This window comes from Pseudoalteromonas sp. GABNS16E (genome assembly GCF_028598715.1).
GTDB lineage: Bacteria > Pseudomonadota > Gammaproteobacteria > Enterobacterales > Alteromonadaceae > Pseudoalteromonas > Pseudoalteromonas atlantica.
Genome location: NZ_JAQREZ010000045.1, coordinates 1 through 22784 on the forward strand (window position 1 = coordinate 1; position 22784 = coordinate 22784).

General features: G+C 41.0%; 25 protein-coding genes and 2 pseudogenes. 12 read left to right on the forward strand and 15 right to left on the reverse strand.

Annotation, left to right across the window (positions count from 1 at the left end; all coding sequences use genetic code 11):
• Nucleotides 1-259 precede the first annotated feature (259 nt).
• A complete protein-coding gene (locus PSI06_RS15985) occupies nucleotides 260-1099 on the reverse strand; it encodes a DUF2971 domain-containing protein (RefSeq protein ID WP_004586273.1) in 840 nt (279 codons plus the stop codon).
• Nucleotides 1100-1210: 111 nt separating this feature from the next.
• Nucleotides 1211-1762 carry a hypothetical protein gene (locus PSI06_RS15990; RefSeq protein WP_004586272.1) on the reverse strand — a complete coding sequence of 184 codons (552 nt, stop codon included), beginning with the start codon at nucleotides 1760-1762 and terminating at the stop codon, nucleotides 1211-1213.
• A 283-nt stretch (nucleotides 1763-2045) separates the two neighbouring features.
• On the opposite strand from PSI06_RS15990, the gene PSI06_RS15995 reads away from it, so the two are divergent.
• Nucleotides 2046-2378: a gamma-glutamylcyclotransferase family protein gene (locus PSI06_RS15995; protein ID WP_273604278.1), complete on the forward strand. Its 333-nt coding sequence runs from the start codon at nucleotides 2046-2048 to the stop codon at nucleotides 2376-2378.
• A 44-nt stretch (nucleotides 2379-2422) separates the two neighbouring features.
• Here the strand turns inward: PSI06_RS15995 and PSI06_RS16000 are convergent, their stop codons facing one another.
• On the reverse strand, nucleotides 2423-3103 hold the full coding sequence (locus PSI06_RS16000; RefSeq protein WP_273604277.1) for a hypothetical protein: 681 nt from the start codon (nucleotides 3101-3103) through the stop codon (nucleotides 2423-2425).
• Nucleotides 3104-3210: 107 nt separating this feature from the next.
• Here PSI06_RS16000 and PSI06_RS16005 point away from each other — a divergent pair, with 107 nt between their 5' ends.
• Entirely contained in the window at nucleotides 3211-4086 is an 876-nt protein-coding gene (locus tag PSI06_RS16005) for a LysR family transcriptional regulator (RefSeq protein WP_273604276.1), read from the forward strand.
• A gap of 77 nt (nucleotides 4087-4163) precedes the next feature.
• Here PSI06_RS16005 and PSI06_RS16010 read toward each other — a convergent pair whose 3' ends face one another.
• Nucleotides 4164-6245, reverse strand: coding sequence for a TonB-dependent siderophore receptor (locus PSI06_RS16010; RefSeq protein ID WP_273604275.1), 2082 nt, complete (start codon nucleotides 6243-6245; stop codon nucleotides 4164-4166).
• 168 nt (nucleotides 6246-6413) lie between these two features.
• Here PSI06_RS16010 and PSI06_RS16015 point away from each other — a divergent pair, with 168 nt between their 5' ends.
• The 5 genes from PSI06_RS16015 to PSI06_RS16035 all read left to right on the forward strand — a co-directional run bounded on the left by PSI06_RS16015 (nucleotide 6414) and on the right by PSI06_RS16035 (nucleotide 10640).
• Entirely contained in the window at nucleotides 6414-7037 is a 624-nt protein-coding gene (locus PSI06_RS16015; RefSeq protein ID WP_004586267.1) for a fused MFS/spermidine synthase, read from the forward strand.
• Nucleotides 7030-7914 (forward strand): spermidine synthase, encoded by an 885-nt coding sequence (locus tag PSI06_RS16020; protein WP_273604274.1) that lies wholly within the window; start codon nucleotides 7030-7032, stop codon nucleotides 7912-7914. Before PSI06_RS16015 ends, PSI06_RS16020 begins: the two co-directional genes overlap by 8 nt.
• 119 nt (nucleotides 7915-8033) lie before the next feature.
• A complete protein-coding gene (locus PSI06_RS16025; protein WP_273604273.1) occupies nucleotides 8034-8507 on the forward strand; it encodes a MarR family transcriptional regulator in 474 nt (157 codons plus the stop codon).
• 8 nt (nucleotides 8508-8515) lie between these two features.
• On the forward strand, nucleotides 8516-9580 hold the full coding sequence (locus PSI06_RS16030; protein WP_273604272.1) for an HlyD family secretion protein: 1065 nt from the start codon (nucleotides 8516-8518) through the stop codon (nucleotides 9578-9580).
• Between the two features lie 10 nt (nucleotides 9581-9590).
• A complete protein-coding gene (locus PSI06_RS16035) occupies nucleotides 9591-10640 on the forward strand; it encodes a DUF2955 domain-containing protein (RefSeq protein ID WP_004586263.1) in 1050 nt (349 codons plus the stop codon).
• An 81-nt stretch (nucleotides 10641-10721) separates the two neighbouring features.
• Here PSI06_RS16035 and arfB read toward each other — a convergent pair.
• Nucleotides 10722-11140: pseudogene (arfB, locus tag PSI06_RS16040) on the reverse strand (alternative ribosome rescue aminoacyl-tRNA hydrolase ArfB).
• Between the two features lie 193 nt (nucleotides 11141-11333).
• Here arfB and PSI06_RS16045 point away from each other — a divergent pair.
• Nucleotides 11334-11906, forward strand: coding sequence for a short-chain dehydrogenase (locus PSI06_RS16045; RefSeq protein WP_273604271.1), 573 nt, complete (start codon nucleotides 11334-11336; stop codon nucleotides 11904-11906).
• 89 nt (nucleotides 11907-11995) lie between these two features.
• Here PSI06_RS16045 and PSI06_RS16050 read toward each other — a convergent pair whose 3' ends face one another.
• From PSI06_RS16050 to PSI06_RS16070, 5 genes are read right to left on the reverse strand one after another with little or no spacing between them, the layout of a single operon-like run.
• A complete protein-coding gene (locus PSI06_RS16050) occupies nucleotides 11996-12742 on the reverse strand; it encodes an SDR family oxidoreductase (RefSeq protein WP_273604270.1) in 747 nt (248 codons plus the stop codon).
• Between the two features lie 10 nt (nucleotides 12743-12752).
• Nucleotides 12753-13457, reverse strand: a complete 705-nt coding sequence (locus PSI06_RS16055) for a histidine phosphatase family protein (protein ID WP_055254303.1) — start codon at nucleotides 13455-13457, stop codon at nucleotides 12753-12755.
• Nucleotides 13457-14530, reverse strand: a complete 1074-nt coding sequence (locus PSI06_RS16060; protein ID WP_138579637.1) for a phosphotransferase family protein — start codon at nucleotides 14528-14530, stop codon at nucleotides 13457-13459. Before PSI06_RS16060 ends, PSI06_RS16055 begins: the two co-directional genes overlap by 1 nt.
• A 12-nt stretch (nucleotides 14531-14542) precedes the next feature.
• Complete coding sequence (locus PSI06_RS16065) at nucleotides 14543-15364, reverse strand: SDR family oxidoreductase (protein WP_273604269.1); 822 nt, start codon at nucleotides 15362-15364, stop codon at nucleotides 14543-14545.
• 9 nt (nucleotides 15365-15373) lie between these two features.
• Complete coding sequence (locus PSI06_RS16070; RefSeq protein WP_273604268.1) at nucleotides 15374-16594, reverse strand: acyl-CoA dehydrogenase family protein; 1221 nt, start codon at nucleotides 16592-16594, stop codon at nucleotides 15374-15376.
• Nucleotides 16595-16709: 115 nt separating this feature from the next.
• On the opposite strand from PSI06_RS16070, the gene PSI06_RS16075 reads away from it, so the two are divergent.
• The gene (locus PSI06_RS16075; RefSeq protein WP_273604267.1) at nucleotides 16710-17618 is read left to right on the forward strand and encodes a LysR family transcriptional regulator; all 909 of its coding nucleotides are present in this window, start codon (nucleotides 16710-16712) and stop codon (nucleotides 17616-17618) included.
• A 57-nt stretch (nucleotides 17619-17675) separates the two neighbouring features.
• Here PSI06_RS16075 and PSI06_RS16080 read toward each other — a convergent pair.
• The 5 genes and pseudogenes from PSI06_RS16080 to PSI06_RS16100 form a co-directional block, all read right to left on the reverse strand.
• A pseudogene (locus tag PSI06_RS16080) lies at nucleotides 17676-18071 on the reverse strand (bile acid:sodium symporter family protein); the annotation flags it as partial.
• On the reverse strand, nucleotides 18052-18234 hold the full coding sequence (locus PSI06_RS16085; RefSeq protein ID WP_273604265.1) for a hypothetical protein: 183 nt from the start codon (nucleotides 18232-18234) through the stop codon (nucleotides 18052-18054). The gene PSI06_RS16085 and the pseudogene PSI06_RS16080, both read right to left, overlap by 20 nt.
• Before the next feature lie 163 nt (nucleotides 18235-18397).
• On the reverse strand, nucleotides 18398-19135 hold the full coding sequence (locus PSI06_RS16090) for a phytanoyl-CoA dioxygenase family protein (protein ID WP_273604264.1): 738 nt from the start codon (nucleotides 19133-19135) through the stop codon (nucleotides 18398-18400).
• Nucleotides 19132-19722 (reverse strand): uracil-DNA glycosylase family protein, encoded by a 591-nt coding sequence (locus PSI06_RS16095; protein WP_273604263.1) that lies wholly within the window; start codon nucleotides 19720-19722, stop codon nucleotides 19132-19134. The genes PSI06_RS16090 and PSI06_RS16095 overlap by 4 nt, the downstream gene beginning before the upstream one ends.
• Before the next feature lie 150 nt (nucleotides 19723-19872).
• A complete protein-coding gene (locus tag PSI06_RS16100; RefSeq protein WP_273604279.1) occupies nucleotides 19873-20229 on the reverse strand; it encodes a VOC family protein in 357 nt (118 codons plus the stop codon).
• Between the two features lie 222 nt (nucleotides 20230-20451).
• On the opposite strand from PSI06_RS16100, the gene PSI06_RS16105 reads away from it, so the two are divergent.
• Genes PSI06_RS16105 through PSI06_RS16115 form a run of 3 tightly spaced genes read left to right on the forward strand, consistent with a single transcriptional unit; the run spans nucleotide 20452 to nucleotide 22720 of the window.
• Nucleotides 20452-20790 carry a hypothetical protein gene (locus PSI06_RS16105; protein ID WP_273604262.1) on the forward strand — a complete coding sequence of 113 codons (339 nt, stop codon included), beginning with the start codon at nucleotides 20452-20454 and terminating at the stop codon, nucleotides 20788-20790.
• Nucleotides 20787-22382 (forward strand): PepSY-associated TM helix domain-containing protein, encoded by a 1596-nt coding sequence (locus PSI06_RS16110; protein WP_273604261.1) that lies wholly within the window; start codon nucleotides 20787-20789, stop codon nucleotides 22380-22382. The genes PSI06_RS16105 and PSI06_RS16110 overlap by 4 nt, the downstream gene beginning before the upstream one ends.
• Nucleotides 22379-22720 carry a DUF3325 domain-containing protein gene (locus PSI06_RS16115; protein ID WP_096042647.1) on the forward strand — a complete coding sequence of 114 codons (342 nt, stop codon included), beginning with the start codon at nucleotides 22379-22381 and terminating at the stop codon, nucleotides 22718-22720. The genes PSI06_RS16110 and PSI06_RS16115 overlap by 4 nt, the downstream gene beginning before the upstream one ends.
• Nucleotides 22721-22784: the final 64 nt, after the last annotated feature.

Below are 22784 nucleotides of genomic sequence, written 5' to 3' on the forward strand. Positions count from 1 at the left end.
CAGAAATAAGTCTTCATGTTCTGGCTTACAACTTCAGAAGAATGCTCACAATTATGGGAGTTAATGGTCTAAGTAAAGCGATTAGAGTAGCGTTACTATAGCAGTTTCGCTCGCGCGGAGAAAATTGTGATACTGAGAAAAAATCGATCGCAACCATCCTAGATGGTTTTAAACTAAGAACATACCCAAGACAATTTATTAAAAATTAGTTTTTACACAGTCTGTGCCATGAGCGGACGGTTGTAACCTTATTCACTTGTTATAACTCTATGAACTCAAGACAAAACTCTTCATTTGATATTCTTGCTTGTTTAATCGCTACGTGAGGATAATTTTTTCTTACCACCGTTAAAATGTTTTCTTTTACATTGTTTTCTATACATGCACCTAGAATTATCTCTTTAACCGCTGAGTTAGGAAATTGAAATAGGTGTATCGGTAAGGAGGTTGTTGTGCTGATAGTCTTTTCGCTATCCTCCAATACAGCACACATTCTCCATTCTTGCTCATATTCCCAAGCCTGTGACTTAATTAAAAATAGCTCGACACCATTCAATTGATTTAAAAGTTTGGAGGGTCTAATTTTACTGTATGTGACTTTACGCAAATGATAAAACTCATCGACCTCGCTTCTCTTTTTGTTGAAGAAGGGTGAAGTATTATCAAACCCGATACAGAACCCTTTATGAGAATACGCGTAATGCGACCACATCAGAAGATTGTCGTTTTTTTCCGTTAGAGAAAGAACACCAATTAATGTGTTTGCTTTATCAATAAAAACTCTAGTTGTTTCACTGCCCATTTCTTTAAATTTGGTTTCCAAAGAAGGCCAATGCTGTTCATATAATTTACGTGTAACTGCTTCTAGCTGTGCAGGTGAAATTTGTTTGCGTATTTCTGAAGGGAATTTTTGAAGTTCTTCTTGAACCATTGTTTTAAGATCTTCATCCATAGCCTTATCGAATTCTTCCTTTGAAGCCACTGACGAAATTACTGATCGAAACTCAAAAGGATCATTAAAATCGGCTGGCTGAGTAAAACGTATATGACCAGAGGCTAAAACATCAATTCTATCGGGCTCTAGGTATTTGAAAAGCAAAATACTCTCTCCTTGAGTTATAACGCCACCTTAAGTGGTGAGCGACAGTTTGCTAAAATGTGAAACGAAGTGGAATCGAGCAAACTGTTACGAATCCGACTTTAAGGTCTGTTATGCAGCTGCTTTTCGAGTTTTAAGTATTTCTCTTAAAGACATTATTCTTGCTACATCTTCTTGGCAGACCTCCTTTATTTTTTGTAACTCCATTTCGACATAATTTTTATCAATTTCACGTTTGTCTTTGACAAGCTGTCTAAGGAACGTTTCATATGAGTTTTGTCGGAATTTATTTTGATCATAATTATGATTAATATAAAGTTGATAACGTGATTCATAATCTATTATAAGGCTTTTATTGACCACTTTACCTTCTTTAACTGCATGGAAGTAAATTCGAGCACTTGCAATCGAGTTTTTAATTATGTCACACTCAATAGGAGTAGCTACACCGTTTAACTGAGAAGTCATTTCATGATATGCGCTCTGAAGAAACTTTCTGGACTGCTCTACACTTGCCTCATTTATGTCCTTTTTGTAGCCCATGATGTTCTCCATGTGCTCAAGGCAAGTATCAATATAATCAATTACTCTTTGAGTTTTTTCTTTTTGTTTAGCACTTCGTATCCCAAAAGCTTGCAGCGCTATACCAATTAACTTTATCACTTTTAATATTCCGATATTTACAGGCTACTCATAGCTGCATAACAATTCAATAGTGTGCTCATCGCGCATATTTCTGCCGACTTAACGCTCATTTATCTACTTTTAACAAATTACCTAAGGTATTACTATAACTAAGTTTTCTAAAGTTTTTAGGTAAAGTTAAATAGAACAATATTAAAGGAGGGTGTCATTGTAAGAGTAAAATTTCACTCGTGAGTTTTTTCATATTTAGTTAAGCTTTAGCTTAGCTAAACATAATCATTAGCCTAATTTAGGAGTTTACGTGTTAGAAGCGTTATTTGTATATGGCACCTTGTGCCCAGGGCATCCGAACGAGCATATTCTTGCCAATATTGGCGGTACGTTTGAGCAAGGCAGTGTGGTTGGCAATTTAATTAACGAGGGCTGGGGCGCCAAAATGGGCTTTCCTGCACTGGTATTAGACGAAACAGGTCAAGAGATAAAAGGCTATGTGTTTAGCTCAACTAATTTAAAAGATCACTGGCATGTGCTCGATGAATTTGAAGGCGATGCGTACTCACGCATTTTAACGCAAATAAAATTGTTAAACGGCGAATACGTTCATGCAAATGTATATGCTCTTAACGTTAAGTAATTTATATAGCAGCGCTTTTTAAGCTAAAGCGCTGGTAAATTTTTTTAATTAACTGCAAAATCGCAAGTTTCTAAATAGCTTGGTACGCTTTTAAAACAGGCCTTTAACTTACTTGCAAGCGCTGTGGTTACTGGCGCATCACATTTTAATTTGCCATTATATTTTCCGTTAGTTAGTGCTACTAAACTGAGTGAGTCATAACTTGGTTTACTTTGTATTTTATGAATTATCAAGCCTTGCTCTGCTGAAACCTTTATTAAATCAAACTCTTCTTTTTCAGGTTGTGTTACAGCGATCTTTTTTACATATAACGGATTTTTAAAGGTCAGCTTTGTCGAAAACAAAGCCGTACCTCCGCGCTCAAAATGGCCATTAAACACAGTGGTATTTAATGTGGGTGTCAGCTTATTTATTAATAAATTTAAATCAAATTTGGTTGGTAAAATGGTGATCTGAGTTTGTTTTTTTAGTGACTCGTTTAGTGCTTTTTTGATTATTTTAAGATGGGTGTCATTGGTAGTTACTTCGTACACTATTTGGTAGTTGTGTGGGGGGGCGTATAAAGGCATGTGGCTGGCAAGTACTTTATCGCCGGCTAATATAAGCGCCATGCCATGAACCCCCACATAGCTGTAGGCTTTATGTGTGTTGTGTGCCTTGTGCTCAGGGTCGCTTGCTAGTGCTGCGCTTGAAAATAAAATAAAAATTAGCAGTATGTGTTGCATGTTAATGCTCAAAAATAAATATAGCGTCACTATAAGCTGATTTTTATGTATAAATAATCGATAATAAGTTGTTAGTTGTTTCCTTTTAATCAATACGGTTTGGCGCTATGCATTTAGATGACATTGAAAAAGTAATTCATATGGCGAGTTCGCAAAACCTGCACACAACCGCTAAGCATTTTAATATTACCCCAGGGGCGCTGTCTAAAACGCTAAAAAAGGTTGAGGCAAACTTAGCCACGGAGCTGTTTAATCGTGTGGGCAAAACCTTGGTACTTAATGATAAAGGCAAAGAGTTTGTTAAGCACAGTAGTGATTTAGTACATAATTACCAGCAGCTTACTAGCCGTTTTAAAAGCGATAATCATAAATTTAATGCAGTTATTGCAGGCCCTGCTATTTTACTTAAAAGTGGCCTTAAAAAGCTGCTTACACCCCTTAGTAACCTGCCCTGCTCGGTACGTATTAATAATGTGTTTGAAGGTGAAGCCATAAGCCAAGTTGCATCAGGCGCTGCGCATATTGCGCTAGTAACTCGTGAGGCATTAAATAACAGCTCACACGCTAATTTAGTGGCGGTTGATGTATTTAATACTGGGTTTAGTGTGGCTGCGCATGCTTCGCATCAGCTAGTACAAACTGGCTCTTTAACGCTTAATAAAAACCAATTACTGCAGGCGGCTTTTGCATGTCCTTTGTTTTCACCCCTGTGCGGCTTAGAGCAAGGAACAGGCTCCGACGGCTGGCAAGATAATATTGCACCGCGCAATATTGTATTTAGATGTAGCGATTACAGTGCATTAATAGAGGTGGTTCAAAGTGGCTTGGCGTTGGCGTATTTACCTAACTTTGTGATTGATGATTTAGGGCTTACAAAATTAACTGTAAAGGGGGTTAACAGTCACTACAGTGAAAGCATTGTAATGATATACAAACCATCAAAGGCCGATGGTTGGCTTAATAAACTTATGCATTCTTTATAAAAAAGGGCTTAAAAATATAAAGCGCCTTAACCACTACATTAAGACGCTTTAGGATGAAAACTTTAATTTGCTAGCTATTAAAAATTATACGCTAACGACATTTTAAATTGAGTTGGCGCACCTGGGTAAACCCATAAAGCGTTGTAGCTGCTTTCGGCGTAATCTTCATCAAAAATGTTATTAACACTTATATTAAGCTCGGTTTGCTCGGTTAAATTAACTTGGCCAAAAACGCCTACTAATTGGTAGCTCGGTAGCCTAAAGCTTAAATCGGCGGCATCACCTAAACGGCTGCTGGTGTATTGGTAACTTGCACCAAACTCAAGCTCTTTGCCCATTAATGCTGTTTGGTGGCTAAGCGTAAGGTTTAAGTTATTTTTTGGTACATTAACCAGCGGGCTGCCTTTTTCAATTGGCACGCCCCAATCTGCATTTATAATGTCGTTTGCTGTGGTGGAGTCTATGTAGGCGTACGATAAGTTAAACGCCGTTGCATCAGTAATATAGGTGTTTAAATCAAGCTCAAACCCTTTACTATCGGCTTTACCAATAGGCGCTGAAAAACCAACGTTTACAGGGTCTGCCACTAACATGTTACTTTTAGACGCATCAAAAAATGCCACAGTACCGTTTATGCCTAAGTATTCAAACTTAGCGCCAACCTCAAACGAGTCACTGTATTCAAAGCCAAAGGGGTCGCCGCTTGCATCTGTGCCGCTCAGTGGTAAAAAGCCTTCTGAGTAACTGCTGTAAAAGGTGAGAGCATTATTTAGCTCGTACACTACGCCAACACGAGGGCTTATTTGGCTTTCAGAGCTTGTTGAAAACACGCCGCTGTTGGTTTCTAAAATGTCTTGGTCAACGCTGTCAAACCTTAGGCCTACTAATAGCTTAAATTTGTCGGTAATATCCATTTGGTCTTGAACATAAATACCGTATGCTTTTTGCTCTTCGTCGTTTTCGTAAAGCAGGCTTACTGCTGGGCGTTCTACATCGTAATTTGGCTCAAAAATATCAACAGTATAAGTGCCGTTACCGCCTCGATAGCGAGAAAGCGCAGTGCGCAAATCGTACTTGTATGCATCGGCACCTATTAACATATGGTGCGTAATACCGGCTGTGTCTACACTGCCGCTTAACTCAAACTTTACACTTAAATCTTCTACTTCGTAGTCGCGATAACGCTGCTGGCGAGTAAGTGTGCGGCCATCGTCAAATAACGATTGGCGCGATGGCGAAAGCTCAGCATCTGACGAAAACCCCGTTAACGTAGAGCTACGGTAGTTTGCACCGGCCACTAACGACCATTCATCGTTAATATCGTGATTTAAAGTAATTTGGTGCCCGCGCGAATACACCTGCGTGTCGCCATCGTTTGGGTTACCTAAATAGCGCGAGCTTTGTACGGTGTCAAAATCGTTATCGAGTACGACAACACCACGGTCAAATAACTGCGCTAAATCTACGTATTCAAACTCATAAGTCACACTGGTTGATGCGTTTATTTGATGATAAATAGACGGCGTAATTACCTTTTTATTGGTGTACACCTCATCGCGGTAGCTGTCGCTATCTTGCCACGCGCCATTTATTCTAAACGCGGTGGTGTCGTTAATGCCGTTTGTGTAATCGCCTTCAACGCGATTAAAACTGTCGTTGCCTAAGCTTAGTTTTAGCTCACCTTGCGGCTCAAACTGAGGTTTTTTAGTCACAATATTTACAGTACCGCCGGGCTCTGAGCGCCCATAAAGTGCTGAGCCAGGGCCTTTTAGTACTTCAATGTAATCAATGTTAGATACATCACGCGGGCCGCTAAAACCACGCCCACCGCTAAAGCCATTAATTAAATATCCCGATGGCATGTTTTCGTTACCCGAAAGGCCCCGAATAGAAAAGCTATCCCATAATGCGCCACTGTTATTTTTGCGCGAAATACTGGCTGAAAAATCGAGCGCGTCTTGTAATTTAGTAATGCCTTTTTGATCAAGCGCAGCACTGCTAACACTTACAATAGATTGCGGCATTTGCTTTTGAGGAATGTCGCCACGGTATGCTTGTTTATAAGTAACCGATATTTTTTCAATTTCGTCGTTTTGCTCTTGCGCCACTGTTTGCGCACTTATGCCTAAGCAGGCTAAATAAATTAAAGAATACTTCATGATAATAGGGAAATCGAAGGTGTTATGTTATAACAATAAGTTTAGCATGCGTTACTTTATAACAAAACAACTTTTTAAAAAATCACAGAGCGATTAATTAATGCACTAGCGACTGCCCCGCCATCACGTTAGTATGGAGATCTCTTTAGGTTACATAACGATAATTACATGAGTATAAAAACAAACGCGTTAATCTATTTTTTAGCCTTTTGCAGTGGCTTTTGCATTATGGGTATTGAGCTATTAGGCGGGCGTATTTTAGCGCCTTTTTTTGGCAGTAGTGTGCACATTTGGGGCAGCATAATTACCGTATTTATGCTTAGCCTTTCTTTTGGGTATTTACTCGGCGGTAAGCTAAGTACTAAAAATGCATCGCTTACAAAATATGGCTTAATATTTTTAACTGCCAGTATTATGGTGGTGCCTATTGCGCTTTTTTCGCAGCCAATAATGGAATTTATTTTTACCCACATTGAAGATACACGCTACGGCTCGTTACTTGCCTCTACGGCTTTGTTTTTTATTCCTACCGTTATTTTAGGCATGATCTCGCCTTACTCGGTGCGTTTATTAGTCACCGACAGCCATAAAAGTGGCCAAGTGGCGGGTATTTTATATTTTGTAAGCACGTTGGGCAGCGCCTTAGGGACTATTATTACCTCGTTTTACTTTGTACTGGCGTTTGATGTAAACACCATTATAAGTGCCTTTGCATTAACCTTGGGCCTGTTAGGTGTGCTGGCAATTACTGTTAATAGCCTTGCTGGTAATAAGGAGCTTGCCCATGCGTAACTGTTTATTATTTTTAGCGGTACTGTTTTCGGTTGCGGCGCACAGTAATGTGGTGCACGAGGAGCGTTCTTTATATCGCAATATTATTGTTGATGAAACACATGACCTTCGCTGCTTAAAATTTAATACAAAAAGTAGCCAAACCAGCCAAAGTTGTATGTACAAAAACAACCCCGACAAACTGGTTTTTAACTACACAAAACTTACGTTTGCCAGCCTTTTAGTAACCGACAACCCTAAAAATGTGCTTATTATTGGCCTAGGTGGCGGTACGCTTTCTAATGTCATTCATGCGCTTTACCCTGCAGCTAAAATTCATAATGTTGAAATAGATCCCGCTGTTTTAAAAGTAGCCCGTAACTATTTTAACTTTATAGAAAACGATGTGGTCACCTCAAGCGTGCAAGACGGGCGTATATTTATAAAGCGCGCAGCCATTAAAAAGCAAAAGTACGATTGGATTATTCTTGATGCGTTTAACGGCGATTATATTCCTGAGCACTTACTCACCAAAGAGTTTTTTGAAGAGGTAAAAAGCGTATTGGCCGAGGGCGGTGTAATTGCCGCTAATACGTTTTCGAGCAGTAAATTATACGAACATGAGTCGGCAACTTACCACGCCGTGTTTGGCGATTTTATTAACGTAAGCCGTGCTAATCGCTCTAACCGTATTATTTTAGCGGGTGTAAACTCTATGCCTACTGAGGCGCAAATTAATCAGCGTATTAAAGCACTTAACCCGCGTTTAAAAAAATACGATGTAGATTTAAAAGCAATTAGTACCTACATGCAAAGTACCAAAAACAAGCAAGATTGGCCTGCCAATACAAAAGTGCTTACCGACCAATACTCCCCTGCTAACCTCCTTAATTTTTAAATCCACAAATTTATGTAGCCCCAGAATTGGGGCTTTTTTATTTGCAACACCCCTCAATATTTACTTAGCACGCTAACTAATGCTAAAATACTTAGCATGCTAACTAATTTGAGGTGGTTATGACTACTCAAAAACCTTTTCACGAAACGCTCGATTTAACCATTATTGGTAACATGGGGCGGGTTCATAGGCTGTGCCGCGAGGCCATCACTTTAGCTGTAGAACCTTTAGGGCTTACGCAATCGCGCTGGACGGCGCTAACCCATATAAATATGTTGGGCGAGGGCATAACGCAGCTTGAGCTTGCGCAGAGTTTAGGAATAGAAATGCCCTCGCTTACTCGCACATTAAAGCAATTAGAAGAGCAGCTATTAATTACCCGTAAAGTTGATGAGCACGATAAACGCAGTAAAAAAATTTACTTTACCGAGCAAGGTGGGGCAATTTTACAGTCGCTAAACGAAAAACTCATTGATATTAAAAGCCAGCTATACAGCGGGCTAAGCACACAGCAACTCGATGAGCTTGCTTATGGCATCGTCAATATGGAAAAAAACGCACTAAACTGTATTAAAAATCAAAGTAAAGAGTAAGAGACACAATGACACCAGATCAAAAATTTACTCGTTATGTAAGGCTTTCGTTAGCGGGTTTTGTTGTTATATTTATTTACTATTTAATTGCCGACATGTTTATGCCGGTAACGCCGCAAGCGCGGGTTTATCATCCTGTGGTGCAAATTGCCCCGCAAATAAGTGGCCGTGTTACTAAGGTATTGGTTAATAATAATCAAACCGTAAAAGCTGGCGATGTATTGTTTGAAATAGACTCAGGCCCGTATAAATTAGCGCTAGAGCAGGCACAGCTCGCCCTTGACGACGCTAAATTACAAAACAAACGTTTAGATACCAATGTAAAAGCACTCGAGGCGCAAATTTCGGCGGCCAAGGCAAAGCTGCACGAACAGCAATTACTTAATAACCGTGGCGAAGCATTATTTAAGCAGCGCTCTATTTCAGAGCAAGAGCTTGAAAGTATTAAAGCTAACTTTCAAGCAAGTAAATCAAATGTCGCCTCATTAGAAGCGCAATTGGCAGAAGCAGTACTTGCCCGCGGCGAAAGCGGCGCGCAAAACTTAGCGCTTCGCCATGCTGCAAACCAATTAGCACAAGCCGAGCTTAACTTATCGTACACCCAAGTGCGTGCGCTAAGCGCTGGTGTGGTTTCTAACTTACAACTACTTGATGGCGCATATGCGGTAACGGGTAGCCCGCTTTTAGCTATAGTGGCTAATAAGGCCGACCTTGTTGCCGATTTTAGAGAAAAATCATTACTAAATATGAAACCAGGTAGTTTGGCGCGAGTGGTATTTGATAGCCGCCCAGGTGAGGTTTACAACGCGCATATAAGCACGTTTGAGGCAGGCGTAAGCGATGGGCAACTCAGTGCAAATGGCTCGCTTAGTAGTACCGAAACCAGTAATCGTTGGGTGCGCGATGCTCAGCGCCAGCGTATTCATTTAGTGATGCCAGATAATGCTAAATTAATTGCTAATATGCCAAGTGGTGCCCGTGCCACTGTGCAACTATTGCCAGAGTCAACAATTGGGCAATGGTTAGCGTCGGCTCAAATTAGGTTTATTAGCTGGCTACACTACATTTATTAATGGAGGCCGTATGACTCAAGCTGTTAGCCAAGCACCGCAATTAGACTCAAACGGTTTACGCCAAGCGCTGCGCATAGCCGGTGGTTGCACCATAGGGTTTACTATTAGTAAATTAATGAACTGGCCATACGGTATATTTTTTACTGTTTACCCTATGTTGCTACTTGGTTTAGTACCGGTGTTAAATAAAAGCATTGTGCGCCAGTTTTTAGCCAGTGCCGCCATTAGTATTCCAATGGTTTTAATAATGCAGGGCTTGTTTTCGCACCTTCCGGTACTGATGACCATTATCGTATTTTTAGCGTTTTGCTTTTTGTTTTATCAAATGAGCTCAGGTGCGGCTTTTTTATTTGGCGCACTAGGCGTGGTTGGGTTGTCGATTCAGCTGCACTTTTCAAGCTATGTAACCGGTACAAGTAGTGTATACCCGCTTATTTTAAGTAATGGTTTGGCTACTGTTCTCTCTATTGTTATAGCGTTTGTTATGCATGGTGTTTTTCCTGATGTAACCGCGCGTGCCGTGAGAGCGGTACCCGCTAAAGCTAAAGAAAGTATTCGCCATGAGGTATTATTATGCGCAACGGTTGCTACGCTTTCGTTTGTGGCGTTTCAAGTACTCGATTTACAAGATTCAATATCGGCGCAAGCCTCATCGGTATTAATTTTGTTTTCGCTGTGCTGGAAAGCCGCAGGTATGGCCGGTTGGCAGCGCGCTATTGGTACATTAATTGGCTGTAATGCCGCGCTGTTGGCGCAAGTGTTATTGTATAATCACTCTGACTTTTTGTTGTTTCCGGTGCTTATACTGTGGACGTTATCGTTTGTATTTAGCCGTTTTCATATTATTGGCGGCGGCGCACCGGGCATAGGGTTTGGTGTGTTAACCACGTTTGGTATTTTGTTTGGCAACTCACTAGGTCCCGGGCAAGACCTTGTTTATAGTGCCATGTATCGCTTTAGCTCTGTTGCGGTGGCTATTGTGGCCAGTTTATCTGCGGTGTATGTAATGCACCATATATTAAATCGCTTTAGTGCCACCCGCCATCATACCTACGAATAACCCACTCACGCCTACGGTTAACTATTAGCTGTAGGCGTAAATTAAGCATACTTTACTGTAAAGCCATATAAACTTAGTGAGTTATAACTTAATGTTACCGCGCAGGGCTTTGGTTTGCCCATGTTTGGTTTTTTTATCCATGCGCTTGCGCTGCGAGTTACGGCTTGGCTTGGCTTGGTTGCCCGGCGGGCTTTATTTACCTTGGTTGCGCTTAAAATTAAATCTTTTAAACGTTTTAGTGCATCTTCTCGGTTAAGCTCTTGGGTGCGAAAGCTTTGGGCTTTAATTACCACCACGCCCTCTTTGGTGATCCGAGAGTCGTTTAGCTTTAATAGACGTTCTTTGTAAAAATCGGGTAACTTTGAGCGGTTAATATCAAAGCGTAAATGAATGGCGCTGGCTACTTTGTTAACGTTTTGGCCACCGGCACCTTGCGAACGTATAGCAGTTAGCTCTAGTTCCCATTCATCTATAGTGACAGTATTTGAAATAGTTAACATTACGTTCAGCTCTTATCGACAAAAATGCAGTATAACATTTGTAACTATATTTGTGCTGAATCAGCTTAAGTTATAGAACTTTAAAGTATTTATACTACTTTATAGCCTAAATACACCTAATACTTTAGTTATGTATTGGCAAGCGCTTACATTTAGTTTTTAATGGCTTTAATTAAATAATAGGAAACGCCCAATGAAAAAAATAATTTTATCACTTAGCTTACTAGCAATGAGTTTTTCAAGCCTTGCTGAAGATATTAGCGAAGGCCAATTACAAAGCTACATGAAAGCACTGCCGGCTGTTTCTAGCTGGGCTAACAGCCAAGATTCGTTAAAAAACCTAGATTTAGCAAGCATGCTAGGTGGCTCTGCTGATCAAAATGTTGAAGAGCAAAGCTCTCTTGCTAATAGCGCATTAAGCATGATTAAAGAGCAAGGCTTATATAAAAGCTTTGCCGATATTACTAACCGTTACGGTTTTTCGCCTGAAGAATTAGTATCTGTTGGCTCAGAAGTATCTATGGCTTACATCGAAAACCTTAAATCGGGTCTTTCAGCTGAAAACCAAGAAACAGCAAATAAAGTAATGGGTGGCCTGCAAAGCCTTAAAAGTGCTAAAAGCAGTGACGCTAGCTCGTTAATGGGCTCGTTTGGTAAGGCTTCAAGCGCGGCTGAAGAATCTACAGACCCACTAGTAAGCGAAAACAACCTTGAGCTTGTGAGCGAGTACATGCCACAGCTACAAAAGATTTTTGCACTACTATAATTGTACAAATAACCTAAACCGAGGTTAAGTAAACACGTACATAAAAGGTGGCATTTGCCACCTTTTTTAATGCCTAAAATTTAAAAACCTTACGACATTTTACGAATTGTACTTAGTGGTGCTATGCGTAAAACCCAATGTAAAAACGCCCACGGCCAGCTTGGCACAAAGCTGTTGGCTTTTTCTTTATTTATTGCTTTTATCAGTGCTTTGCAGCCAGTTTCGGTATCAACAATAAACGGCACTGTTTTTACTTTTTCGTTTATTTCGCTTCTTATAAAACCTGGATGTACACAGCTTACCTTTATAGGCGTGTGCATTACATCTATGCGTATGCCCTCACTTAATGAGGTAATAGCCGCTTTAGTAGCAGCGTAAACGGTCATGGCGCGCCTAAAACCACGCACAGCACTAATAGATGAAATAGTCACTAAATGACCATGGTTTTGCGCTCTAAAAATTTCCATTGCGGCCTCAGCCTGCGCAAGTGCGGCCACAAAGTTAGTTTGTGCGGTTTGTTTGTTGGCATTAAAATAACCCGTACCAATAGAAGCCCCTTTACCCATACCAGCATTTATAATCACTCTATCAAGGCCGTTAAGCTCATCTTTAAAGGCGTTAAATACGCTAAATACTTGCTCGTGGTCGTTAACATCAAGCACTTTTATGCTAATGGTTATATTTGGGTTTATTTGTTCAAGCTCACTTTTTAGCTGCTCTAATAGCTCAAAGCGCCGAGCACATAAAGCAAGATTACAACCTTGTTTTGCAAACTCTTTTGCCATGCCTTTGCCTAAGCCTGAACTTGCACCTGTTATTAGTATGTTTTTGCGCATAATTAGCTCCTTAGGTGTATGTAATTAATTTTTGTTGTGGGTGGCACTCTAAAAAGTGATGCTCGTTTAAACTGCTTATCGTTAATTTTTGATTTTTTCCTTTGCCGCGCGCCACTACTTTGGTTACGCCTGCGTTTACTAAGCTCCAATTAATATCAATAAAGCGCTCGAGCTTTAGCCCCATTAAATGGCTGGTTATAATGCTAATAGGCCCGCCAGAGGTATAAATAAGTACCTTTTTACCGTGGTTTTCATTGGCTATTTGTTCAAGCGCGCCAAGTACACGCGCAGTAAATGCATTAAAGCTTTCGTTATATTGAGTGCTGTCGGGATTGAGTACCCACTGCTGTATGGCGCTAATAAATACCGTTTTAAAGTATTCCATAGGCTCGGCTTGCTTGCTAAGTGCCGCGCGAACTTGGCTTGGGGTGGCAAGCTGTGGGTTATAAACGGCTAAAATATGTTCGTGATCGTACTCGTTTAATCGCGCATCGTTTATTACCACTGGCGTATTATTAGCACTTGCTAAACTCAGCTCTGCGGTTTGATTATGGCGCAGCATACTGCCAGCAAATAAAGCATCGGGCTTAAGCTGCTTTTGTGCTAAATATTCACCCAGTAGTGTGGCTTGCTGTTGCCCTTTTGTTGAGAGCGTATCGTAATTATCAGCCGAAAAACTAGCCTGCCCGTGGCGTACTAAATATAAAATACACATTAGACTTTACCTTGGTTGTTAATGGCTTTTTTACAGCGCCATAAAAGGTAATGTACAAACACCCAAAAGTGTTTAAAGGCGGGGTTTTTAGTTTGCCCATGGTGATAGCGGTAATAAATTTGCTGCACAATGCCGGCAAGTCTAAATAGCCCGTACACTTCGTAAAAGGTAAAGTCATCTACGGTTATATTCATTTTTTTACAGTAGTAGGCTACTACTTCTTTGCGCGTTAGCATACCCTCTAAGTGAGTGGGTTGACGGCGCGTGGCTTGGGCTAAAAAGTCATCTCCTGGCTCTACCCAGTAAGCCAATGTATTGCCCAAATCCATAAGTGGGTCGCCAAGGGTGGCAAGTTCCCAATCTAAAATACCCAGTACGTTGGTGTAGTCGTTTGCATCAAGCACAACGTTATCAAACCTAAAATCGTTATGTGTTATGCAAATACGCTCGTTACTTGGCATATTGTTTTCAAGCCACTTAATGACTTTTTTACCGCTGGGTACATTCCAAGTTTTGGCTTTAGTAAAGCGCTCGCTCCAGCCGCTAATTTGGCGCTGGGTGTAGCCTTCGCCTTTGCCTAAATGGCTTAAATTGGCCTGTTTGTAATCTACTTTGTGTAACTCTACTAGGCAGTCGAGTACGTTTTCGCACAGCTTTTTAGTGCGCTCGGGCGTGGGGGTTAATCCGCGTGGTAAATTTTTACGCGGAATAATACCCGTAAGCTTTTCCATAACGTAAAAGTCGGTGCCGAGTATGTTTTCATCGTCGCAAAACGCCTCCATGTTTGGCACATAGCTGTAAACTGGTTTTAGCGCTTGCTGCAGCTTATATTCACGGGCCATATCGTGTGCGCCTTTGGCTTTGGTGCCTTTGGGCGCACGGCGTAAAATAAGCGATTGCTCTGGGTACTCTAGGCAGTAGGTCCAGTTTGATGCCCCCCCTGCGTATTGAGTAACACTTGGCTCGCCAGTTAGCTGTGTAAGGTGCTGTTTAAGCCAGGCATCTACTTTTTGTGTGTCGAGCTCTTCGCCTTGGCGTACGTTTTTGGCTTGATCTAATAATTGTGTGTTCATTGCTAGCCTTTATTATTTTGATTTTAAACGTTGCATAGAGCGTGTTTTTTTCAGCATGTTTTTAATGTACCACTCAATGGGGAGTAGTTTTTTCATTAAAAAGGCCTGTTTACCTAATTTATGGGTCAAAATTAAAAATGGGCGCTTAAGCGACTGCTGATAAATAATATCGGCAACTTGCTCTGCGTTTATGGGGGAGCGCTCAAAGGCACGGTTAAGCATGGTTTTCATGGCCGGCTCGCTGGTGCGCATGGATTCATCAAGATTGGTTTTAAAAAAGCTCGGGCACACAACACTTACATCTATATTATCGTGGGCGAGTTCGAGCTTTAGGGTTTCGCTAAAGCCTATAACCGCCGCTTTTACAGCGTTATAACTGCTCATAAACGGAATAGGGGTAAGCCCTGCTTGTGAGGCTATATTAATAAAGTAGCCACCGCCTTGTTGCTTAAATGCGGGGTAAAACGCTTGGCACACCCGCACCATAGAGAGCAAATTAATATCCATAATCCACTGCCATTGCTCAAGCGATTCGCCCTCAAGCGAGCCGCCCGTGGCAACGCCTGCGTTATTTATAACAATATCTACGCCCTGCCACTTGGTTTGGATAATATCGTAAAGCCCCTTTACATCTGCTTGCTTGGTTACATCGCAGGCGTAAAAAAAGGCATCGCTTTTTAGTGCTTGCAGCTCACTAATGGTTATGGCTGCACGCTCGGCGTTTATATCGGCAATACAAATTTGTAAGTTAGCGCCCAAATTACTTGCGTAACTCAGGGCTAACGCTTTACCCAGCCCTGTTGCTCCACCTGTTATTATTAGTCGTGTTTTCATGGTGTTGCCTTAGCGGTATTTGTTAAGTTCGAGGCGCGAAACCATGCCCATATGTACTTCGTCTGGGCCATCTGCAAGGCGTAAAATACGCCCCATTGCATTAAACGAGGCAATAGGAAAGTCGCTCGACACCCCAGCGCCACCAAACACTTGTATTGTCATATCTGAGACCATTTGCAGCATATTAGGCACTACTACTTTTATGCTCGATATTTCGGTCATGGCGTGTTTAACGCCTTGGGTGTCTATTTTCCATGCCGCGTGCAGGGTTAATAATCGGGCTTGATCTATTGCCATACGCGCTTGCGCTACACGTTCTAAATTACCGCCTAATTTAAGTAAGGGTTTACCAAAAGCGCTGCGCGATAGCCCGCGTTTAATCATGAGCTCTAAACAGCGCTCTGCTGCGCCAATTGCGCGCATACAATGATGAATTCGCCCAGGCCCCAAGCGCCCTTGTGCAATGGCAAAGCCTTTGCCTAACCCTAAAATAAGATTTTGTTTTGGTACGCGTACGTTATTAAACTCCATTTCGCCGTGGCCGTAGGGGGCATCAAAATCGCCACAGGCACTTAGCATACGCTTAATGTTTACACCGGGTGTGTTTAGCGGCACAAGTACCATTGAATGCTGGCTGTGTTTATCGTTTTCGGGGTTAGAAAGTCCCATAAAAATAGCCACCTGTGCATTAGGATGACCAAGGCCGGTGGTCCACCATTTTTTGCCATTTAAAATAAGCTCGTCGCCATCAACATCTATGGTTGCTTGCATGTTTGTCGCATCTGATGAAGCGACATCGGGTTCGGTCATGGCAAATACTGAGCGAATATCGCCATTTAATAATGGGGTTAACCACTGCTGTTTTTGCTCATCATTTGCAAAATGATAAAGCACTTCCATATTGCCGGTGTCGGGGGCATTACAATTAAATATTTCTGATGCAAATAAACATTTACCCATTTGCTCTGCAATAGGGGCGTACTCTAAGCAGGTTAAACCTTGTGCTAGTTCTGCATCGGGTAAAAATAAGTTCCACAGGCCAGCGGCTTTTGCTTTCGCTTTTAATGGCTCAATGTGCTCACTTAGTTGCCAAGTGGTCCAATCGTTTGAATTATTTTTAGCATGGTTATGTGCAGCTACTGCTTGCTCAATAGGCAATACGTGCTCATCCATAAAGGCGGTTACACGCTTTAGGTAGTTTTGGCTTTTTTGGCTTGGCTCAAAGTTCATTAGGGTTGCCTGTTTATTTTTTAGTTAACCCAGCATAAAACATTCGCCCCAATGAATTAAATGAAATATATTACCAGTTAAGTGTGAATTGCATTCATAGTGTGAGCGGGTAATAATGATTGAAGCTAAAAATATTCAGCAGTTGGATTTAAATTTACTTAAAATATTTGAATGCCTATACCGTGAAAAAAACATGAGCGAAACCGCAAAGGTGCTATACATAACGCCCTCAGCAGTTAGCCATGCTATAAAACGTTTGCGCAGTGTATTAAACGACCCGTTATTTGAGCGCCAAGGGCAATTAATGCTGCCCACCCCTGCGTGCCAACGTATGGCACCCGAGCTAATAGATTTACTCGAAAAATTACGCCAAGTGCTACAAGCCTGCGGTGATTTTAATTTAGCGACCACAGCGCAAACTTTTAAAATAGCCCTGCACGATGCAATAGAGCCTATTGTTTTGCCTAAATTGCAACTTGCACTGGCAAAACATGCTCCCAATGCAAGCTTAGCGAGCGTAAAATTAAGCCGTGAAGATATGCATAAGCAATTAGCTAATCATCAAATAGATATGGCAATTGATGTAGCACGGCCAATAAAAGCGCCCATTAGCCACGCTGTTCTCTCAAGTGATCACTTTTGTGTACTCATGAAAAAAAACCACCCGCTTAAAAACCAACTCAATATAGACAATTATTTAGCGGCTAAGCATGTTGCGGTATCTAATCGAGCAACCGGCACTGTTATTGAAGATATTGCGTTATTGCAATTGAGTTTTAATAGGCAGGTGGCTATACGTTGTCAAAATTATTTTGCCGCGAAAGAGGTAATAAAAGACGCGCCATTTTTACTTACTTTACCTTCAATGGTTGCCAGTCAATTGCTAGACGACACGCTAATAGCACGCCCCGTGCCCACTACTATGCCTGCTATTTATCAGCATTTATATTGGCATCAAAGTACTGATAAAGACGACGCTTTAGTATGGTTACGCGGGCAAATACAGCATATTTTTAAACGTTAATAGCTATAAAAAAAGCGCCAAACTTAGTGAACTAAATTTGGCGCTTCGCATTATTTTTTAAGCGTTTACAAAGCGTTTGTTTTTAAACTTAAGCCCAGCAATTAATAATAGCGGCCCAATAAACATGGCAAGGCCATATACACCGCCCGTTACTGCGTATTCGGGCTTATTTAAAAAGCTTATAGCAATTAAAATAGCCAGCGATGCGTTTTGAATCCCTACCTCAATCCCAAGTGTTAGTGAATCGGTCAGATTAAGGTTTGAAAGCTTAGCTATGAGCAAGCCAATGACCATTGAGCCAATATTTAATGCAAGGCAGGCCCAAAATACAGCATCAAACGAGCTTGCCAGTAAGGCGCGTTCTTTTATTACTAACGCGGCTATCATGGCGAGCATAAAAAATAACGAAAAACGTCTAAAAAACGGCTCGCTTTTAATCGCAAATTCGCTTTTGCGAGGTGACGGTAATGGTTTCAAGCTCACTTTTATTTACTTTTTGCTCGCCAGCTTGTGCCATACCCACGCTTAATGCGCTGAGCGTAAATAAAGTAAGTGTTTTTTGTTTTAAAAAACTAGGTTTTAAACGTGTGTGTGACTGTGTGTGTTCAGTTGTCATAGCTGCAACTCCATTATATAGGTTATTTTTATTGGATAATTTTGCGTCTATTTCATACTGACGAGTCTTAAAATAAATAACAGTGATGTTTATTTATTCAGCGCTATTAGTAATATTTATAGTTAAGCGAAAAAGTGTTGTGCTAAAGGGGGTCATATTTGGTTTAAAGCGGGTTAAAAAATACCAGTGGGTTATCGGTTTTATTAGCGATTGCCGAGCTTGGGGTGTTTGCTGCATTGATAAAGGCAGTAAGCTGTGGTGCATTTTCGCAAAAAATAATATCCAGTGCTAAGCGGTTTTTGCCGTATAAGCCTCGGTGAATCATATTGGCTGAAAACAACAGTAAATCACCTGCATTAAGTTTAATAACTTTGCCTGTAGTTAGGTTATCGCTTGGCAGCTTATTATTTTTTGCAAAACGTACATTTAGCTCCTCTGGTGTATCCCAATTTTTATGCGAGTGGGGCACAAGCTCTATACCTGGCTCGTCTTCAAGGGCTAACCGGCAGTGCACTACGTCGGGCCCGTTTAACGCAGCTTGTTGCTCTTGCACATTTAAATGGTATTGCATATCGCGATGCCAATAATTTTTTTGTGTAACATTAACGGGATTAAAAAATAACTGAGTATTTAAAAACAGTGGCTCACTAATCGCCTGTTTTACACGCTTAATTAATTTGTTATCAGCTATTAAACTAAATAAGGCTTCGTTTTGCTGCGCCGTTAAATACTCACTATTTGTTATGCCTGAGCTATTAATGGCACGGGATTGATAAAACTCACGGTTATTAGCCTTCCACTGTGTATGAAATGCATTAATTGCTGGCTTAATTTTATTTAGCTCTTTGGTACTGTAAAGCCCCTTTACAAGCATATAACCGTTTGATTTATAGTTGTTCATTGTGGTTCTTTATTTAATATTGCAGCAACGCGCCCAGCAAGTTCTGGCAGTACATCTTGTGCAAACCACGGGTTCTTTTTAAGCCAAATATTATTGCGTGGACTTGGGTGTGGTAGCACCAAATGCTCCGGCCAATACTCACGCCACGATTTTACTAACTCGGTTAAGGGCCTGTTTTTAGTATGCGGTAAATGATAAGCCTGCGCGTATTTACCGAGCACGATTGTAAGCTCTAAATTTGGCAGAGCGGCCAGTAATTGCGCTCTCCAAGCGGGTGCACATTCTTTACGCGGGGGTAAGTCGCCCGACTTACCTTTACCAGGGTAACAAAAGCCCATAGGTAAAATAGCTATTTTTTGCGGATCATAAAACTCATCAACATTTAGCCCAAGCCATTCGCGTAGGCGGTTTCCGCTGGCGTCGTTAAAGGGCTTGCCAGTTTCGTGTACTTTTATGCCCGGTGCTTGGCCGGCAATTAAAATACGCGCATTGGCATTAAATTGTATAACGGGGCGAGCACCTAACGGTAAATGAGGTTCACAGATCACGCATTTACTAACTTGCTCAATTAAATTGATCGGATCCATATAAATCTGGCCTTAAATGCTTAAGTTTTGTTCTAAATGGCCATTTAGACCTAATGAGTTGGTAAAAAATCGGTTTATTTTACTCAAATTAGTTATTAGTTGGTAAAATCGTGATCTCATCTAAAAATAACAACTAATTATCTGATATATTTATTGTTTTTCTGACCATACGGCAAATTCGTTACCACTCGGCTCGGTAAAATGAAAGCGGCAGCCACCGGGGAACTCAAAAATAGGTTTTACTATTTTGCCGCCATATTGCGCTACTTTTTTATAGGTTGTGTTAATGTCGTTACTGTAAAACACCAGCAGTGCGGCCCCATGTTGAGTAAGTGATTTAAGCGGTGCTTTAAAAAAGCCACCATCAAGCCCTTGGCCGCTAAACGCCGTATACTCTGGGCCATAGTCGATAAATTGCCAGTTAAACACGTTAGTAAAAAAACTTTTTGTGGCTGTTAAATCGCACGCGGGAAACTCTACATAATTTAGTTTTTCGTGGTTGCTCATTTTAAATTTACTCATTGGCTTGCCAGTATTGACCACTGTAAACCTTCGTAATTAGCTAAGCAATAACCCTAAAACGGCAGAGATCAGTATTTTACTAACATGCTAGGCACTAATGTTAAATTAACTAGAATATACAAATGAGAATCGCTATCTTTTGTATTTGTAAGCTTTATAATAACGCCTTATTTTTATCCTCGTATTTGAATAAGGGATTTGTTAACTATGCAGGCACCTCTGCACATAGCACCTTTTACAAAAACTAACCTAGCTGCGCTTTTAAAAGTGCCACAAAGCTATAGAGTGTTAGTATTTTTGCGTTTTATTATTGCCATAGTGGGCGGCTATGCGTTTACCTCAGCGTGTATTTCATTATTAAGTGTACTGCTGCCCATTCCTAAGCAAGATGCCGTATTACTGTGTGTGTCTATCAGTATCTTAATTTACGCCGCAGTGTTTATTTATGCGTTTTCGGTTAAGTCGTTAAAAACTGTTTGGATCAGTATTTTACTAAGCACAGGTTTTTTTGTTGCTGTATTGGCATTACTGAAGGGTTGGCTATGAAAGACAGTTTTTTTAGGTCGATGACCTGGCTACATACCTGGGTGGGCTTACTTACCTGTTGGATTATTTACGTAATATTTTTTGCAGGCACAGCGAGCTTTTTTAGAGATGAAATAAACTTGTGGAATCAACCGGCTATACACAATGTGCAAGCCCAAACCGACAGAGTAGCCGCGCAAAGGCAGCAAATTATTGAGGGCTTTGATTACTTAAATCAGCACGCTGCAAATTCCCCTAGTTGGCGTATTACCTTGCCCGAAGAGCGAATACCGTATTTGGTATATGGCTATGCAAAACCTAAAGAGCCGGGGCAGCGCCGCAGTCAGTTTGTAAATACCCAATTAAACCCAAACACCATGCAAGCGCTGCCTCCTTTTGTTGAAAGTAAAGGTGGTAACTTTTTTTACCGGTTGCATTATCAGCTTTATTATTTAGATGCCATAACAGGGCGCTGGGTAGTGTGTTTTGCCAGCTTTTTTATGCTGCTGGCAATAATTTCCGGCGTGGTTATTCATAAGCGCATATTTAAAGATATGTTTACTTTTAGGCGCAATAAAGGGACTCGTAGCTGGTTAGATGCGCATAATTTAAGCTCGGTACTTGCCCTACCGTTTCATTTAATGATTACCTACACAGGCATTATTACGCTTATATTTATGTTGTTCCCCTACCCTGCGTTAACGACGTATGACAAGGGTATGCGTGACTTTTTTTACGATGTAACACCTAGCAATAACGTGACTAATAACGCCCAAGGCAGTGCAGAATTGCTCCCTATAAACACTATTTTGGATCAAGTTTATACTAAGTGGCCTAGTGCAGATATTACGCGTGTTCAGGTTAGTAAACCGAATATGGCCGCCTCAACAGTAACGGTATTGGTGAGCCCTGCAAAGGCGCTTCGCGATCAATCTCCGCGGCTTTTGTTTAGTGGCGCTACTGGCGAATTAGTTGCACAAACTGATGACGAACTTAGCAGTAGTAAAGCACTTTATGAATCACTTAACTCTATGCATACAGGGCGCTTTGCTACGCCTTTACTGCGCTGGTTATACGTACTTGGCGGTATTGCAGGCTGTGTAATGATTGGCTCTGGCTGCATAATGTGGGCTAAACGCATACGCGAGCGTAATAAGGGAAAAGCCTCATTTGGCTTACAGTTAGTCGAAGGTTTAAACCTTGCCACCATTATGGGCTTACCACTGGCTACTTGCGCCTTTTTTATTGCCAATAGATTACTTAGTCCAACCGTAGCAGGGCGTGGTGAAAAAGAAGTTACAGCGTTCTTTTTAGCATGGTTAGTGGTTGCCGTTATGGCACTTTTAAAGCGCGATAGGCTGCAATGGCGTGTAATGGCAGCCATAAATGCCCTCGCGTGTTTGAGTGTACCGGCAATAAATGCGCTCACCACACAGGGCAATATAGTGAGCTACTTACTTAATAAACAATGGGCCTTGTTTATTTTCGATGCGTTATTTTTACTGTTTAGCATACTGTTTTTAGTACAAACCGAAAAATTACGTACTGCTTCTAGCGCATCTAAAAAAACAGCTAATAGCCTAGCCGATAATAAAAAGAGGCAAAAAGCATGATTGATTTACTAAGCTTTAGCCTCTGTTTGTTTGCTTTTAATGGTTTTGCTTTGGCAAAGCCAGCGCATTTTAAAACGGTGTTTACAACGCGTCCCTCTAAGCTGCAAAGTAATTTGCTGCTAATAGTTGCCTGGATCAGTATTTTACTAAGTTTATTGTTCTGTGTGGTTACGCAGCAAGGATACGGTGCTTTACTGTTTTGTGGCTTTATGGGGCTAAGTATATTAATTATAACGATTTTTTATAATTTTATAGAAAAGTTGATTAAGCCATTTAGCTTTTTAAATATGTTACTGATTGGCTTATCAGGGCTATTACTGGCAGTAAATTCACTTTAGTTAGTAAAAATCTGATCCAAAGAAAGCCATTAATTTTAGGCAAAAAAAATGGCAAGCTATAAAG